A 13806-nucleotide genomic window follows, 5' to 3' on the forward strand; every position below is an offset into this window, starting at 1 on the left:
TGCTTTCACATCGATATGATAAAGGTTAAAGAAAATATTGCTTAGGATTTAAATGTTTGTTTGGTGGCTTTTATTAATTAACTTTATAGTCTTGACTTTAAATCTCGCTCTCTTAAAGAAGGCTAACTAGTTATGTATGGGTTTGAAAGATGAAGAAAAATGCTCTTATTGAACTAAAAGAGAATCTTATTCCATTTTATGCATGCCGTGTTAGTAGTAACATACTTTGGTGCTCTGATAATGTCATTGACTTAAATGAACTACACAACGAATGCAGTTATTATATAAATCCATCTGATTATCAAGCTACTAAAAAAATCTTTTATGCGGAACGTTATGGTGGGAGTGGAATTCAGCGTAATGGCGGAGGGGCGCGATGCGGGTTTGATGGCAAATATCAGATTAAGGGCATAGGCGCAAATCTCTTAGTCGGTGAGGGAACTGACGATCAACATTCAAACGGCATTTTAAACGTCGTACATGCCATATACGAAATGTTATGGAGCGAAGCATTGGAAAAGGTTTTACCTTATGGGACAGTGCGAACGCTTGCAATACTACTTACAAATGAATCAGGTAAACAAAACCATGAAAATTTTGTAAGTTTTTCGCAAAGAGCATTGCTTGTGCGCGAGCCAGTAGTGAGGGCTGCACATTTTGCACGGGCACCTTATTTCATTCCACAATCACGTTATGCTTCTGAAATCATTTCTGATGCAGAGCGTGTTAAAAGAGTTATTAAAAAACTACCTAACTTTTTGCCAACCCCTCCAGAAGGGTACAGCATAGACTCTCAGCGTGATCCTGCTCTTTACTGCATTGAAGGAATGTGCGAACTAGCAAGGCGCCTGGCTACACAACTTGCATTCTGCCGAACTCGATTTTTACGTCTTACTACATCACCATCAAACATATGTATTGATGGACGACTGATGGATTTTAATGGTCTTAATAGTCTGTTTCCGGCAGATTATCAAGGAGGTTTTGAATATCAGCTTAGATACAATGAAATGATTAAAGAGCCTGCTGTTATATTAGAGGGTATGCAAGATGTAAGTATATATTTAGGTAAATATCTATTTATGCCTGACTTTAGTGACCAGATCCAGCGAGAAATAAAAATAGTGTTTGATAGAACATTTGAAAATAACTGCGTTTTAGGTTATCTTAATTTGATAGGTATTACACAAGAATTGCTTGGCTGTAGAACGATTCCTCCGGCGCTAAAAAAACTCGCGGAAAATATTTTCCAGCTTTGCATTAATCCTTTTGGCTCTGAAATAAAATTTGGAAGGACGGAGGGTGCTTTGTCTTCCGCGCAATCTGTTGCAACTTTAATAAAATCTAGCTTAGGAGTTCCTTCAGAGCATTTAGGCATTTCAATAAAAGATACGCGTTTCAAGAATATGCTGGATACTATGAAGGAAAGTATGCGCGTTCTTTATACGAACATTAATGGCAGGAAAAGAAGTATCTTAAATGAGATGGCTGATATAGCTCAATATCGTTTGCAGCCCAGAAAAGTATTAAATAAAAACGATATGTTCAGACGCATTTCACGCATGATAGATGAGCAGCATCCTGATGTAAATCAGTTGCAATTATGCATATCAAATCTAAATTATGATTTCCAGAGTTATGTTGTTAGTTTATTCGGCGACATTAAGGGAAATGATTTTAGTATAATTAAAAGGAGTTTATTCTGATGTTACAGTTAGAAGAAATAACAACAGATATTGAGGGTCAATCAGTATATACACTTATAGGTTATGCAGTTCAGTGTATGCTTTATAATAAAAACTATAGCCTTTACCCAATAGTTAGCATCCAAATTTGGACAGAACATGCAATAGTGCATAGGCAAATAAAATTTGTTTTTGATGTAAGCGGAGAACCAGTTGCTTATTTGACATGGGCTTACTTAAAGAACGATACAGTTGAGCGTTTGATTCATGATCCTTATTTCAGATTGCATTCATCTGAGTGGAATGAAGATGGGGATATGTGGATTCTCGATTTTTGTTGTAAGCCTGGCTATGGTCGCGTAGTAATAAATTATCTTAAAAAATTCGAAATTTTTAAAAACCGTCATGTCTGTTGGTTAACGAGAAAAAAAATAGTTAAGAAACTGTTTGTCTTTTGAAAATGCTGTTATGTCCTGGGTGAGCCTATCTTAGTGTTTAAGGGGTAAAAAAAGCAGGCTCTCATATATGATTAACTTTCGATCGAGGCGCCTGTGCCCGCAAGCGCTTGCATTCAGATATGAGATTCTAATGCTCTATTTAAGCTTATGTAAATCTTTAAGGTATCTTGAGTTTAAGTGACTACGCTTGAGATCATTTTTCCATTTTGGAGATGACAATGGCCCGTTTCACTTCTGCGCTGATATTTTCTGGTTCACTATTCTGTTCCTTACCTCTGCTGGCTGCAGAGCCTCATGTTGAGGTGTTACAGGATAAGTTACAACATCCATGGTCGGTTGCCTTTCTGCCCGACAACAAAACGCTGCTGATAACCGAACGGAGCGGGCAGCTGCGTAGCTGGAACCCGGAGAGCGGTCTTTCGCAGCCGATTCAGGGCGTGCCAGAGGTCTGGGCAGAACGGCAGAGCGGCCTGCTGGATGTGGTGCTGGCTCCCGACTTCGCCAGCAGCCGTCGTGTCTGGCTCAGTTACACCGAGGCTGACAGCAAGGGCAAAGCGGGGGCGGTGGTAGGTGTCGGGACACTGAGCAGGGATAATCGCCAGCTCAGCGATTTCCGCGAGGTGATCCGGCAGACGCCGATGCTCTCCAGCGGTAATAACATCGGCACCCGGCTGGCGTTTGATACTCAGGGCTATCTCTGGATCGCCTTCGGCGATAATTTTGTCAGCAGCGCCGCGCAGGACCTCGATAAACTGCAGGGCAAACTGCTGCGGCTGAATGCCGACGGCAGCGTGCCGGATGATAACCCGTTTGTGAAACAGCCCGGCGCGCGGCCCGAGATCTGGGCGCTTGGCCTGCGTAATCCGCAGGGGCTGGCCCTGAATCCCTGGACCGGCATGATATGGGAAAATGAGCATGGCCCGCGCGGCGGCGATGAAGTGAATATCATGAGCCGTGGCAAAAACTATGGCTGGCCGCTGGCGACGTACGGCATTGACTACAGCGGCGATAAAGTGCCGGAGTCAAAGGGTACCCATGTTGCAGGCACCGAGCAGCCGATCTGGCACTGGAAAGTCTCTCCGGCCATCAGTGGCATGGCGTTTTACAACAGCGCTCGTTTTCCGCAGTGGAAGAATTCGCTGTTTATCGGCGCGCTGAAAGAGAAGAACCTGATTCGGCTGAGTGTGAACGGTGAAAAAGTGGTGGAAGAGCAGCGTCTGCTGGGTGACCAGAATGCGCGGATTCGCGATGTGCGGCAGGGGCCGGATGGCTGGCTCTATGTGCTGACCGATGAGGCCAATGGCAAACTGCTGAAAGTGGGATTAGCGCAGGACGCTGGCGCGTCCCGCGGCTGATTCAGCGTGCCCAGTGATAAACCTGCCATCCCCGGCTGACCGCTTCCTGATGCAGTCTTTCGTCCGGGTTGATGACATGGGCGTGATCGGCCTGCTCCAGCAGGGGCAGGTCATTCATCGAATCGCTGTAGGCCCAGGTGCGGTCAAACGTCTCCTCCGCCTGCAGCGCTTTCCAGTCACCCAGCCGGGTCACTTTGCCCTCTTTATAGGTCATGGTGCCGTAGGTATTGCCGCTGTAACGCTGGTCCACGATTTCAACGCCAATCGCCAGCGCACCGCAGGCCCCCAGTTGCTGAGCAATCGGCACCACCAGATGCTCACCGCTGGCAGAGATAATCATGACGCGGTCGCCGCGCGCCCGGTGCCACTCAATGCGTTCCCGCGCCGCGGGAAAAACGCGGGGCATGATGTCGCGATGAATAAAGCGGCGCACCCAGCCTTCTACCGTGAGGGTAGCCATACCCGACAGCGGTGAGAGGGTTTTATTCATATACTCTTCAATTGAGAGCGTGCCGGCATAGTACTGGGCCATCAGTGCCTGTTCCTGATCGATCAGTTCGCTGGGGGCGAACCCCTGTGATACCAGCCAGCGCAGCCACAGGCTGGTGCTGTCTTCACAAATAAGTGTTTCATCCAGATCAAAAAGGGCTAAGTCCATGGTCGGTCTCCTCGGCTGACTGGCTTTCAGGTTAGCGGATAATTGTGACCGACTTAACTCTTCTGCGAAAAATCGGAATTTCACGCAGTTTTGGGAATGACAGAAGCGAGGCGAAAGGGCACGCGCGCGGCCGTTGTGCCAGGGTAAATCGACTAAACTCTAAAAAACTTTACGATTCGGCGGTTTTTTTCGCTGCCGTCAACGGTTAGCGTTTGAGTGAGAATTTTCTGCCCCTGGAATTTCGCGTTAACAAGGACAATCCGGCCACGCCCATGACAAACACTCGCTTCCCATCACGCCTGCGGCTTCTCGCTGCTACCTCATTACTGATTATCGCCCCGATCAGCGCCTATGCTGAACAGGCTCCCGCCGCGCCAGGCATTGACGCAAAAGCGTGGATCCTGATGGATTACGCCAGCGGTAAAGTCTTAACTGAATCCAGCGCCGATCAGCGTCTCGATCCCGCCAGTCTGACCAAAATGATGACCAGCTACGTGGTGGGTCAGGCGATTAAAGCGGGCAAAATTAAACCGGATGATATGGTTACCGTGGGACAGGATGCCTGGGCGACCGGCAATCCTAAGCTGCGCGGTTCATCCCTGATGTTTCTCAAGCCGGGTGACCGCATCCCGGTGCATGAGCTGAACAAAGGCATTGTGATCCAGTCCGGCAACGATGCCTGTATTGCGCTGGCGGATTACGTGGCGGGCAGTCAGGATTCGTTTATCGGCCTGATGAATAACTACGTGAAGGCGCTGGGCCTGCAGAACACCCACTTTATGACGGTTCACGGCCTGGATGCAGAAGGGCAGTACAGTACCGCACGGGATATGGCCCTGATTGCGCAGGCGCTGATCCGCGATGTCCCCGATGAGTATGCGCTGAACAAACAGAAAGAGTTCACCTTCAATAATATCCGCCAGATCAACCGTAACCGTCTGTTGTGGAGCACCAATCTCAAGGTCGATGGCGTTAAAACCGGCCACACCTCCGGGGCGGGCAACAATCTGGTTGCCTCTGCGACCGAAGGTGACATGCGCCTGATCTCCGTGGTGCTGGGCACCACCAGCGATGCGATCCGCTTCCGCGAAAGTGAAAAGCTGCTGACGTGGGGCTTCCGCTTCTTTGAAACGGTAACCCCCATTAAAGCCGATGCGCCTTTTGCTCAGCAGCGGGTCTGGTTTGGCGATCGCAGCCAGGTCAATCTCGGCGTCGCCAAAGATGCGGCGCTGACCATCCCTAAAGGGCAGATGAAGAACCTGAAGGCGAGTTTTAAACTGACCACACCTCAGCTGGAAGCACCGCTGAAGAAGAATCAGGTGGTGGGTACGATCGATTTTCAGCTGGACGGCAAAACCATTGAACAGCGCCCGCTGGTGGTGATGCAGGATGTGCAGGAAGGCGGATTCTTCAGCCGGATGATTGACTTCGTGATGATGAAATTTAACGGCTGGTTTGGGAAATGGTTTTCATAAGTTATCCGGGACGCTGACGCGTCCCTGATAACAGAAATTCCTCTGGCGGTAAGATCGTGCCTGCACAGGAAGCAGGGTCAGATCGGAAAGACGCAAAACCGTCATCCCTGACTGCTCGGCCCGCGCCATCCCTGGCGCGGGACGCTTTCCTCTTCTGACCCTGCTCCCTGTGCCTCAGGTTTATCTATCGCTGCAAAAATTACGCTGTCTGACGTTTCTGAGCTGAATAAACAGGGAGCTTAGTCCTGCGTCCAGCCTTTGCGAATCGGCACCGCAAACAGCGCCCGATAGAGAGGATGGATAACAGCCAGCATCCGCTCGCCATAGAACTGCCATGCCAGATGCGAAGCCAGACAGCTCAGCAGCCCGACCAGGAATCCACCCAGCATATCCAGCGGCCAGTGAACGCCAAGATAGACCCGTGACCAGGCGATAGCGCAACCCACACCCATCAGAACCACCCCCGACCAGAGGCGATGCCAGAAAATAAAAGCCAGGGCAAAAGTGAAAATCGTGGTGCCGTGATCGCTGGGGTAGGAGTCATCCGCCGCATGATGCAGGAACTGATAACCGAAACCAATGGCGAACGGACGCGGATGAGGCAGCAGCTGGCCCACACACCAGGAGATCGTCAGCGCATAGATCAGCGCCATGCCGGTTTTCAGCACCAGTGCCCGCTGCGAAGAGAGCTGATCGCGTGGCCCCCACAACCACATCACCACGATGAGCAGCGGCACGATGGCAATCAGATCTTTGGCAATAAAGGTCGCCAGTTGCAGTAACCAGGCAGGTGACGCTGGTGTGGCATTAATGGCAGTAAACAGTGAGTGGTTCAGTTCTTCCATTCCGGGATAGATTCCTCAGCAGACAGCCCGGCTAACAGTGGCTGACGCTACCCGGTCAGCCTTCTGATAACAGCGGCAATAAAAACAGTCAGCACCAGCGCGCTCGCCCAGTTAATCAGCACAAAAAGCTAATTTCACAGCACTCTATCCTGCTGATTGCGAGGCGTTTCGTCCATCATCACGCTCTTAATCTGTTACTGAGTTGTGCAACGGTTTAAGTTCGGCAGGGGAATGGCGGGATTCAGACGCGGCAGCGCGGCGCGCAAGAAAAAAGGGCATAAAAAAACCCGCCAGGAAAAAGACCAGCGGGCTCCACAATCTGGGGATTTCAAAGAAAAGCAGTGGCACTTATTAGGACTGCACGCTGACAAAAAAGTTCTGGACGTAGCCAAAAAATTTTTATAGGGGCAATATCGGCCAGACAATTACAATCAGCGTCCCCGCCAGCGTCAGTAACACGTTGGCGATGGCGTAGGTCCCGGCATAGCCCAGCGCCGGGATATTACTGCGAGCCGTATCGCTGATAATCTCCATAGCAGGAGCACAGGTGCGTGCGCCCATGATGGCACCAAACAGCAGGGCGCGGTTCATCCGCAGCACATAGGCACCAAACAGAAAGCAGATGATGACCGGAAGCAGGCTGACCAGCAGGCCGCACAGCAGCATCAGCGCACCATCGCTGCTCAGGCTGTGATTAATGCCGCTGCCGGCACTCAACCCCACTCCCGCCATAAACACCATCAGACCGAACTCTTTCACCATCGTCAGCGCGCCCTGCGGAATATAGCCAAAGGTCGGGTGGTTGGCGCGCAGGAATCCCAGCATGATCCCGGCGAACAGCAGGCCGGCGGCGTTACCGATACCGAAACTGAAATTGCTGAACTGAAAGGTAATCAGACCAATCATCAGCCCCACAATAAAGAAGGCACAGAACGCCAGCAGATCGGTCATCTGACTGTGAATGGCGATAAAGCCAATGCGATCCGCGACGCTTTTCACCCGGCGTGCCTCGCCGCTGACCTGCAGCACATCGCCTTTGTTCAGCATAATGCTGTCGTCGATCGGCATCTCAATCTGGCTGCGGATGACCCGGTTCAGGAAGCAGCCGTGATCGGTCAGGTTGAGCTTACTGAGGCGTTTGTTCACCGCGTTGTGGTTTTTCACCACGATCTCTTCGGTGACAATGCGCATATCCAGCAGGTCGCGGTCAAACACCTCTTTGCCGTTACGGAAGCTGGGATCGAGCCGGGCGTGCGCGTCGGGATAGCCGACCAGCGAGATATCATCACCCAGTTGTAACACCGCATCGCCATCGGGACTGGCGAGAATACCGTTGCGGCGGATGCGCTCGATGTAGCAGCCGGTCTGACGATAGATGCCGAGCTCACGCAGATTTTTGCCGCCGCTCCACGCCACCAGCTCCGGGCCAACGCGATAGGCGCGGATCACAGGCAGGAAAACTTTGCGCTGACTGTCTGCATCCAGACCGCGCTCGCGGGCGATCTGCTGGGCGCAGGTAGGCAGATCCTGATGCTGCAGGCGGGGCAGGTAACGGGCACCAAAAATCAGACTGACCAGGCCAATCAGATAGGTTACGGCATAGCCCAGGCTCAGCTGATCCTGCATCAGTCCAAGCTGTTTAGGATCGCTGATGCTCTGCCGCAGCGTATCGCCTGCGCCCACCAGCACCGGTGTTGAGGTCATGGAACCGGCCAGCATCCCGGCGGTGAGCCCAATATCCCAGCCGAAGAGCTTGCCGAGTCCCAGTGCCAGCAGCAGCGCGCTGACCACCATAACGATGGCGAGCATGAAATAGTTTTTGCCGTCGCGAAAGAAAATAGAGAAGAAGTTAGGGCCGGCTTCGACGCCGACACAAAAAATAAACAGCATAAAGCCCAGGCTTAATGCATCGGTATTGATGGTGAAATGCTGCTGCCCTAATAAGAGCGAAACCACTAATACGCCAATCGAATTTCCCAGCTGAACTGAGCCAAGACGCAACTTACCCAGACAGAGGCCGAGCGCTAAAACGACAAATAATAACAAAATGTCATTTCCGCTTAACAATCCTGCGACGTTAATATTCACTGTTTAACTTCTTGTTTACTTGTAACCTGTTGAAGAGAGGCCTGTTTTTCGCTATCTTGAGCAGGCCGTTGAGGTGCTGTTGTATCAGTACTGCAAATGGAACCTTTTCCGCGGCGCTATTCTAATCACAAATATCTTCTACAGCCATTGGCTGTTTTCATTCGTTGTCACAACGAACTGTTTCTTTTTATTTCCATCTGAACGCAGCAGGGTTATCAGCAGGTTATTGTCGGGATTACTTTTAATCAGTGGGGTGGTATGCCGCAGCGCTCTTATCTCTGGACGACCCGCCTGTGCGGCGTGGTGTTGTACAGTCTGGTGTTTGTTTTTACCTGTCACGCCTGGCAGGTGGGACCCGGCCCGCTTCGCGGTCAGCCCGAATTACTGCTCTTTATGCTTCCCGGCATTCTGATGGCGCTGTTGCAGGTGGAGAGCCCGTTGAAAAGCACGCTGCTGATGGGGCTGTGGGGGACGTTACTGGCCGCGCTGCTGCTGAACAGCAGCCTCTTTATCCACGGCAACGGATTTTTTGTGCTCGCCTGGAGCCTCAGTGCGCTGTTCTGGGCAGGCTGCGGCGCCTTGCTGGTGCGGCTGATGCAGATCGTGATGGCGTCACTCAACTAAGCTCAGCCGTGCTGCTGGCACCCGAAAGTAAAAAGGCGAGACACTGGTGTCTCGCCTTTTTTATCGAGGCTTTCCGCCCTTATGCGGCAAATCCCAGATTCTCTTTGGTCCAGGCCGCAAACTCGGTGTAACCACCGATATGTTTTTCATCCACAAAGATCTGCGGCACGGTAGAAACCGGTTTGCCCGCACTCGCTTCCAGATCGGCTTTAGTGATGCCTTCCGCCTGAATATCGACATACTGATAGCTAAAATCATCCCGTTCGGCAGTCAGCTTATCAGCCAGTTCATGAGCGCGAACACAGTAGGGACAGCCTGGACGACCAAAAATAACAGCAATCATAGAAAACTCCTTGCAGCGACTGTTGTGTGATGTACGTCACACAACTAAACAGAGAATGGCAACCATGATGCCCGCTCGTATCGCTTAAAGAAAGCAGGATTTGCCTGTTAGTCTGATGCCCGCACGCTATGTTAAGCGTCAGGAAGCGTCTGAAACAGAGGCTTTTTTGCCCGTGCGGCGGCCACAGCCCGCGCAAATTTTGGGTTGTTGACCATAATTGACCCTCAGTAGCCCGTGAAGGCAGGAGAGTGTGATGCAGAGTGTAGCCAGATTACCCCGGTTTGTGGTGGTGATGGAGGCGGCTGGCGGCCTGTTAATTCTGGGGGCGCTGCTGCTGATAAACCACTGGCTGCCTCTGCCAGGTCTGGCTGAGCCAAAAACGCCGGCCACGCTGCTGTTTATCGCCGGGGTCGTGCTGATGCTGCCCGCCGCCTGGCTGTTGATGTGGCGCACCGCAAAAGCGATAGCCCCACAGCTGTTTAACCAAACCGATAAAAGAAAATAATGTTGCTGGAGACTTTATGACACCGACCATTGATTTACTGTGCAGCCACCGTTCAATCCGCGCCTTTACCGACCAGCCGGTCAGTGAAGCGCAGCGCGAAGCGATTATTACTGCGGCGCAATCGGCGTCCACATCCAGTTTTCTGCAATGCTCCTCCATTGTCCGCATCACCGACAAAGCGCTGCGCGACAAGCTGGTCACGCTGACGGGCGGACAAACCTGGGTCGGAGAGGCTGCCGAATTCTGGATCTTCTGCGCTGACTTCAATCGTCATCTGCAGATTTGCCCGGATGCCCAGCTGGGTCGTGCCGAGCAGCTGCTGCTGGGCTGCGTCGACACCGCGCTGATGGCGCAGAATGCGATGGTGGCCGCAGAGTCGCTGGAGCTGGGCGGCGTCTTTATTGGCGGGATCCGTAACAACATCGCCGAGGTGACCGAGCTGCTGGGCCTGCCGAAATTTGTGCTGCCGCTCTTTGGTTTCTGCCTGGGTCATCCGGAGTCGAAACCGGACGTGAAACCGCGCATGCCACACGCCATGCTGGTGCATGAAAACCGCTATCAGCCACTGGATAAAAACGTGCTGGCCGAATACGATAGCCGCACTGAACTCTATTATCAGCAACGAGACAGCAACCAGCGTAGCGAAACCTGGAGTGAGCTGATTCAGCGCCTGATCATCAAAGAGACACGCCCGTTTATGCTGGATTATCTGCATCAGCAGGGCTGGGCAACACGCTAAGCCAGGAGCGGAGAGCAGAGATGAAAATCGCCATTTTGTCCCGTGATGCCACGCTTTACTCCAGTCGCCGGCTGCAGGATGAAGCGGTAGCTCGCGGTCATGAGGTGCAAATCATCGATCCGCTCTCCTGCTATATGAACATCAATCCGGCCTCTCCGGCGGTTCACTATTGCGGTGAACCGCTGGGCCATTTTGATGCGGTGATCCCGCGCATCGGCAACGCCATCACCTTTTACGGAACGGCGGTGCTGCGACAGTTTGAGATGTGCGGCAGTTACACGCTCAATGCCTCCGCCGCGATTACCCGCACCCGCGACAAATTACGCTCGCTCCAGCTGCTGGCGCAGGAGGGCATCGACATGCCGGTTACCGGCTTTGCCTCCTCACCCGATGACACCGACGATCTGATCGCCATGGTGGGCGGCGCGCCGCTGGTGGTGAAGCTGGTGGAGGGCACGCAGGGTATCGGTGTGGTGCTGGCGGAAACGCGGCAGGCGGCTGAAAGCGTTATCGATGCCTTTCGCGGCCTCAACGCCCATATCCTGGTGCAGGAGTTTATCAAAGAGGCCCGGGGGCGCGATGTGCGCTGTCTGGTCATCGGCAATCAGGTGGTGGCGGCGATTGAGCGGGTAGCGAAAGAGGGCGATTTTCGCTCCAATCTGCATCGCGGCGGCAAAGCCTGTCCGGTGGAGATAACCCCTCAGGAGCGGGAAATTGCGGTGAAAGCCGCCGCTACGCTTGGGCTGGAGGTTGCGGGTGTCGATATTCTGCGCGCGCATCGCGGTCCGCTGGTGATGGAGGTTAACGCTTCCCCCGGTCTGGAAGGCATTGAAACCTGCAGTGAACTGAACCTCGCCGCGCTGATGATCGCGCGGATTGAACAGCAAACCATCCCCGGGCTCCGTCCTAAAACCGCAGGCTGAAACGCGCTTTTCAGCAGTTTTCGTGGCATCGTCGCCCGTTTTTCCGTAAGCTAAGTCGCCTGTTTATCACCCCACTGGGATTTTACGATGGATTCTCTTGTCGTTCCGGATATCGACCTGTTGCGTCGCTGGCTGGATCAGCAAAATATCACCTGGTTCGAATGCGATGCCTGTCAGGCACTTCATCTGCCGCACATGCAAAACTTTGATGGGGTGTTTGACGCCAAAATCGATCTGGTCGACAACGTCATCCTGTTCTCGGCGCTGGCTGAAGTAAAGCCCACGGCGCTGATTCCGCTGGTCGGCGATCTGTCGCAGATCAACGCCAGCTCGCTGACGGTAAAAGCGTTTATCGACATTCAGGATGACAATCTGCCGAAGCTGATTGTCTGCCAGTCAATGACGACCACCGCCGGATTAACCTTTGGTCAATTCTCGCACTTTATGAAACAGAGCGAAGAGCAGATCTCGATGGTGATCCTGGAAGCCTTTGCCAACAATCTGCTGATTGTCGGCGAGGAAGAAGAGCACGTTGCGGTCTCCAGCCTGCATTCGGTGCTGCACTAGCCCGACCCCTCCAGACTAAGCCGTCCCTGAGACGGCTTTTTTATACCCGCCGCCTGCCGCCACCTTTTTTTATTCTGCATTTTGCCCTTTAATGCCAGATATCTGTCGTCGTTTATGCCATCAAAGCCGAACCTCATAGCTCAAACATGCATAAAATATCGGTTTCAGGCGTTTTTTACGCTGGGGTCTGGTGCAGCATGAGCAGGGGGGCTATGCTTGCGGGGCTGTAACAGGCGCGTAACTGCGCTTCAGATATAGGATTTTGCTATTAAACTCCCGCTGAATAATGATTCATTGTGTCACTGACGTCCTGTACAGAACGCAATGCAGGGATCTCAGGTTTGCAGCGTTGTTATGACCCGCTCAGGAGGATGGAAAACATGTTCAACTCACGTCAGAAATGGCTGTCAGCTGTGGTAGCAGCTTCGCTGATGGTCGCGTCGGCCAGCAGCATGGCGGAAGATAAAACGCTGCACGTCTACAACTGGTCCGATTATATTTCGCCAGATACCGTGCCGAACTTTGAAAAGCAGTCCGGCATCAAGGTTGTCTACGATGTCTTTGACTCCAACGAAGTGCTGGAAGGCAAACTGATGGCGGGCAGTACCGGCTACGATGTCGTGGTGCCATCCTCCAGCTTCCTGGCGCGTCAGCTTCAGTCCGGGGTATTCCAGCCGCTGGATAAGAGCAAACTGCCAAACTACAAAAACCTCGATCCGGCGCTGATGGAAAAAGTGGCGCAGCACGATCCGGGTAACAAATATGCGATTCCTTACCTGTGGGGCACCACCGGCATCGGCTATAACGTCGACAAGGTGAAGGCCGCGCTGGGAACCGATGCGCCGCTCAACAGCTGGGACCTGGTGATGAAGCCGGAAAACCTTGAGAAGCTGAAAAGCTGTGGTGTCTCATTCCTGGATGCGCCGGAAGAGATTTTCGCTACCGTGCTGAACTATCTGGGCAAGGATCCTAACTCTTCGGATGCCAAAGACTATTCCGGTGCGGCGACAGATCTGCTGCTGAAGCTGCGTCCGAATATCCGCTATTTCCACTCGTCTCAGTACATCAACGATCTGGCCAACGGCAATATCTGCGTGGCGATCGGCTGGTCAGGTGACATCCTGCAGGCGAAAAACCGTGCGGATGCAGCGAAAAATGGTGTGCACCTGGGCTACAGCGTGCCGAAAGAGGGGGCACTGGCCTTCTTCGACATGATGGCGATTCCGAAAGATGCGAAAAACATCGACGGCGCCTATGCCTGGCTGAACTACATCATGGATCCGAAAGTGATCGCTGATGTCTCCAATAAAATGAACTATGCCAACGGCAACAAAGCGTCACTGCCGCTGATCAATGCCGACATCCGTAACAACCCGGGTATCTTCCCGACGCCGGAAGCGATGTCGAAATTGTTTGTGCTGAAAGTCCAGGATCCGAAACTGGATCGTGTGCGTACGCGTGCATGGACTAAAGTAAAAAGTGGTAAGTAGTTCGTCCCGAACGGATTGACCTGTCACGTAACAGCAACAGAGGCGCAGTGT

The 13806-nt window shown here is 52.4% G+C and carries 15 protein-coding genes; 11 read left to right on the top strand and 4 right to left on the bottom strand.

Annotated features, from left to right (window positions below; all coding sequences use genetic code 11):
* Positions 1-149 precede the first annotated feature (149 nt).
* From HFD97_RS22160 to HFD97_RS02255, 3 genes are all read left to right on the top strand, one after another.
* A complete protein-coding gene (locus HFD97_RS22160; protein ID WP_185155334.1) occupies positions 150-1706 on the top strand; it encodes an MchC protein in 1557 nt (518 codons plus the stop codon).
* Positions 1706-2143: a toxin-activating lysine-acyltransferase gene (locus HFD97_RS02250; protein ID WP_167431070.1), complete on the top strand. Its 438-nt coding sequence runs from the start codon at positions 1706-1708 to the stop codon at positions 2141-2143. The genes HFD97_RS22160 and HFD97_RS02250 overlap by 1 nt, the downstream gene beginning before the upstream one ends.
* A gap of 218 nt (positions 2144-2361) precedes the next feature.
* Positions 2362-3498, top strand: a complete 1137-nt coding sequence (locus tag HFD97_RS02255) for a PQQ-dependent sugar dehydrogenase (protein ID WP_167431069.1) — start codon at positions 2362-2364, stop codon at positions 3496-3498.
* A gap of 1 nt (position 3499) precedes the next feature.
* On the opposite strand, the gene HFD97_RS02260 is transcribed toward HFD97_RS02255, so the two are convergent.
* Complete coding sequence (locus tag HFD97_RS02260) at positions 3500-4156, bottom strand: HAD family phosphatase (protein WP_009091195.1); 657 nt, start codon at positions 4154-4156, stop codon at positions 3500-3502.
* A 272-nt stretch (positions 4157-4428) separates the two neighbouring features.
* Between HFD97_RS02260 and HFD97_RS02265 the strand changes: the two genes are divergently transcribed.
* Positions 4429-5631 carry a serine hydrolase gene (locus HFD97_RS02265; protein ID WP_167431068.1) on the top strand — a complete coding sequence of 401 codons (1203 nt, stop codon included), beginning with the start codon at positions 4429-4431 and terminating at the stop codon, positions 5629-5631.
* Positions 5632-5870: 239 nt separating this feature from the next.
* Here HFD97_RS02265 and ybjG read toward each other — a convergent pair whose 3' ends face one another.
* The gene (ybjG, locus tag HFD97_RS02270) at positions 5871-6476 is read right to left on the bottom strand and encodes an undecaprenyl-diphosphate phosphatase (protein ID WP_046101501.1); all 606 of its coding nucleotides are present in this window, start codon (positions 6474-6476) and stop codon (positions 5871-5873) included.
* 231 nt (positions 6477-6707) lie between these two features.
* On the opposite strand from ybjG, the gene HFD97_RS02275 reads away from it, so the two are divergent.
* Positions 6708-6881 (top strand): hypothetical protein, encoded by a 174-nt coding sequence (locus HFD97_RS02275; protein ID WP_167431067.1) that lies wholly within the window; start codon positions 6708-6710, stop codon positions 6879-6881.
* On the opposite strand, the gene HFD97_RS02280 is transcribed toward HFD97_RS02275, so the two are convergent.
* On the bottom strand, positions 6876-8564 hold the full coding sequence (locus HFD97_RS02280) for an aspartate:alanine antiporter (RefSeq protein WP_009091191.1): 1689 nt from the start codon (positions 8562-8564) through the stop codon (positions 6876-6878). The genes HFD97_RS02275 and HFD97_RS02280 overlap by 6 nt on opposite strands.
* A gap of 258 nt (positions 8565-8822) precedes the next feature.
* On the opposite strand from HFD97_RS02280, the gene ybjM reads away from it, so the two are divergent.
* On the top strand, positions 8823-9188 hold the full coding sequence (ybjM, locus tag HFD97_RS02285; protein WP_150029747.1) for an inner membrane protein YbjM: 366 nt from the start codon (positions 8823-8825) through the stop codon (positions 9186-9188).
* Positions 9189-9267: 79 nt separating this feature from the next.
* Here ybjM and HFD97_RS02290 read toward each other — a convergent pair whose 3' ends face one another.
* Complete coding sequence (locus tag HFD97_RS02290; RefSeq protein ID WP_046101502.1) at positions 9268-9531, bottom strand: GrxA family glutaredoxin; 264 nt, start codon at positions 9529-9531, stop codon at positions 9268-9270.
* Positions 9532-9784: 253 nt separating this feature from the next.
* Between HFD97_RS02290 and HFD97_RS02295 the strand changes: the two genes are divergently transcribed.
* From HFD97_RS02295 to potF, 5 genes are all read left to right on the top strand, one after another.
* On the top strand, positions 9785-10036 hold the full coding sequence (locus tag HFD97_RS02295; protein WP_167431066.1) for a DUF1418 family protein: 252 nt from the start codon (positions 9785-9787) through the stop codon (positions 10034-10036).
* 16 nt (positions 10037-10052) lie between these two features.
* Positions 10053-10775, top strand: a complete 723-nt coding sequence (nfsA, locus tag HFD97_RS02300; RefSeq protein WP_058957475.1) for an oxygen-insensitive NADPH nitroreductase — start codon at positions 10053-10055, stop codon at positions 10773-10775.
* 20 nt (positions 10776-10795) lie between these two features.
* Complete coding sequence (rimK, locus tag HFD97_RS02305; RefSeq protein WP_009091181.1) at positions 10796-11698, top strand: 30S ribosomal protein S6--L-glutamate ligase; 903 nt, start codon at positions 10796-10798, stop codon at positions 11696-11698.
* Positions 11699-11785: 87 nt separating this feature from the next.
* Positions 11786-12265 carry a YbjN domain-containing protein gene (locus HFD97_RS02310; RefSeq protein ID WP_167431065.1) on the top strand — a complete coding sequence of 160 codons (480 nt, stop codon included), beginning with the start codon at positions 11786-11788 and terminating at the stop codon, positions 12263-12265.
* Positions 12266-12645: 380 nt separating this feature from the next.
* Positions 12646-13755 carry a spermidine/putrescine ABC transporter substrate-binding protein PotF gene (gene potF, locus HFD97_RS02315; protein ID WP_009091178.1) on the top strand — a complete coding sequence of 370 codons (1110 nt, stop codon included), beginning with the start codon at positions 12646-12648 and terminating at the stop codon, positions 13753-13755.
* Positions 13756-13806 lie beyond the last annotated feature (51 nt).

This window comes from Pantoea sp. EKM103V (assembly GCF_011800365.1).
GTDB classification, from domain to species: Bacteria; Pseudomonadota; Gammaproteobacteria; order Enterobacterales; family Enterobacteriaceae; genus Pantoea; species Pantoea anthophila.

Coding starts and splice junctions, on each gene's coding strand:
- HFD97_RS22160 (WP_185155334.1), top strand. CDS start 150: ATGAAGAAAAATGCTCTTATTGAACTAAAAGAGAATCTTATTCCATTT.
- HFD97_RS02250 (WP_167431070.1), top strand. CDS start 1,706: ATGTTACAGTTAGAAGAAATAACAACAGATATTGAGGGTCAATCAGTA.
- HFD97_RS02255 (WP_167431069.1), top strand. CDS start 2,362: ATGGCCCGTTTCACTTCTGCGCTGATATTTTCTGGTTCACTATTCTGT.
- HFD97_RS02260 (WP_009091195.1), bottom strand. CDS start 4,156: ATGGACTTAGCCCTTTTTGATCTGGATGAAACACTTATTTGTGAAGAC.
- HFD97_RS02265 (WP_167431068.1), top strand. CDS start 4,429: ATGACAAACACTCGCTTCCCATCACGCCTGCGGCTTCTCGCTGCTACC.
- ybjG (WP_046101501.1), bottom strand. CDS start 6,476: ATGGAAGAACTGAACCACTCACTGTTTACTGCCATTAATGCCACACCA.
- HFD97_RS02275 (WP_167431067.1), top strand. CDS start 6,708: ATGGCGGGATTCAGACGCGGCAGCGCGGCGCGCAAGAAAAAAGGGCAT.
- ybjM (WP_150029747.1), top strand. CDS start 8,823: ATGCCGCAGCGCTCTTATCTCTGGACGACCCGCCTGTGCGGCGTGGTG.
- HFD97_RS02290 (WP_046101502.1), bottom strand. CDS start 9,531: ATGATTGCTGTTATTTTTGGTCGTCCAGGCTGTCCCTACTGTGTTCGC.
- HFD97_RS02295 (WP_167431066.1), top strand. CDS start 9,785: ATGCAGAGTGTAGCCAGATTACCCCGGTTTGTGGTGGTGATGGAGGCG.
- nfsA (WP_058957475.1), top strand. CDS start 10,053: ATGACACCGACCATTGATTTACTGTGCAGCCACCGTTCAATCCGCGCC.
- rimK (WP_009091181.1), top strand. CDS start 10,796: ATGAAAATCGCCATTTTGTCCCGTGATGCCACGCTTTACTCCAGTCGC.
- HFD97_RS02310 (WP_167431065.1), top strand. CDS start 11,786: ATGGATTCTCTTGTCGTTCCGGATATCGACCTGTTGCGTCGCTGGCTG.
- potF (WP_009091178.1), top strand. CDS start 12,646: ATGTTCAACTCACGTCAGAAATGGCTGTCAGCTGTGGTAGCAGCTTCG.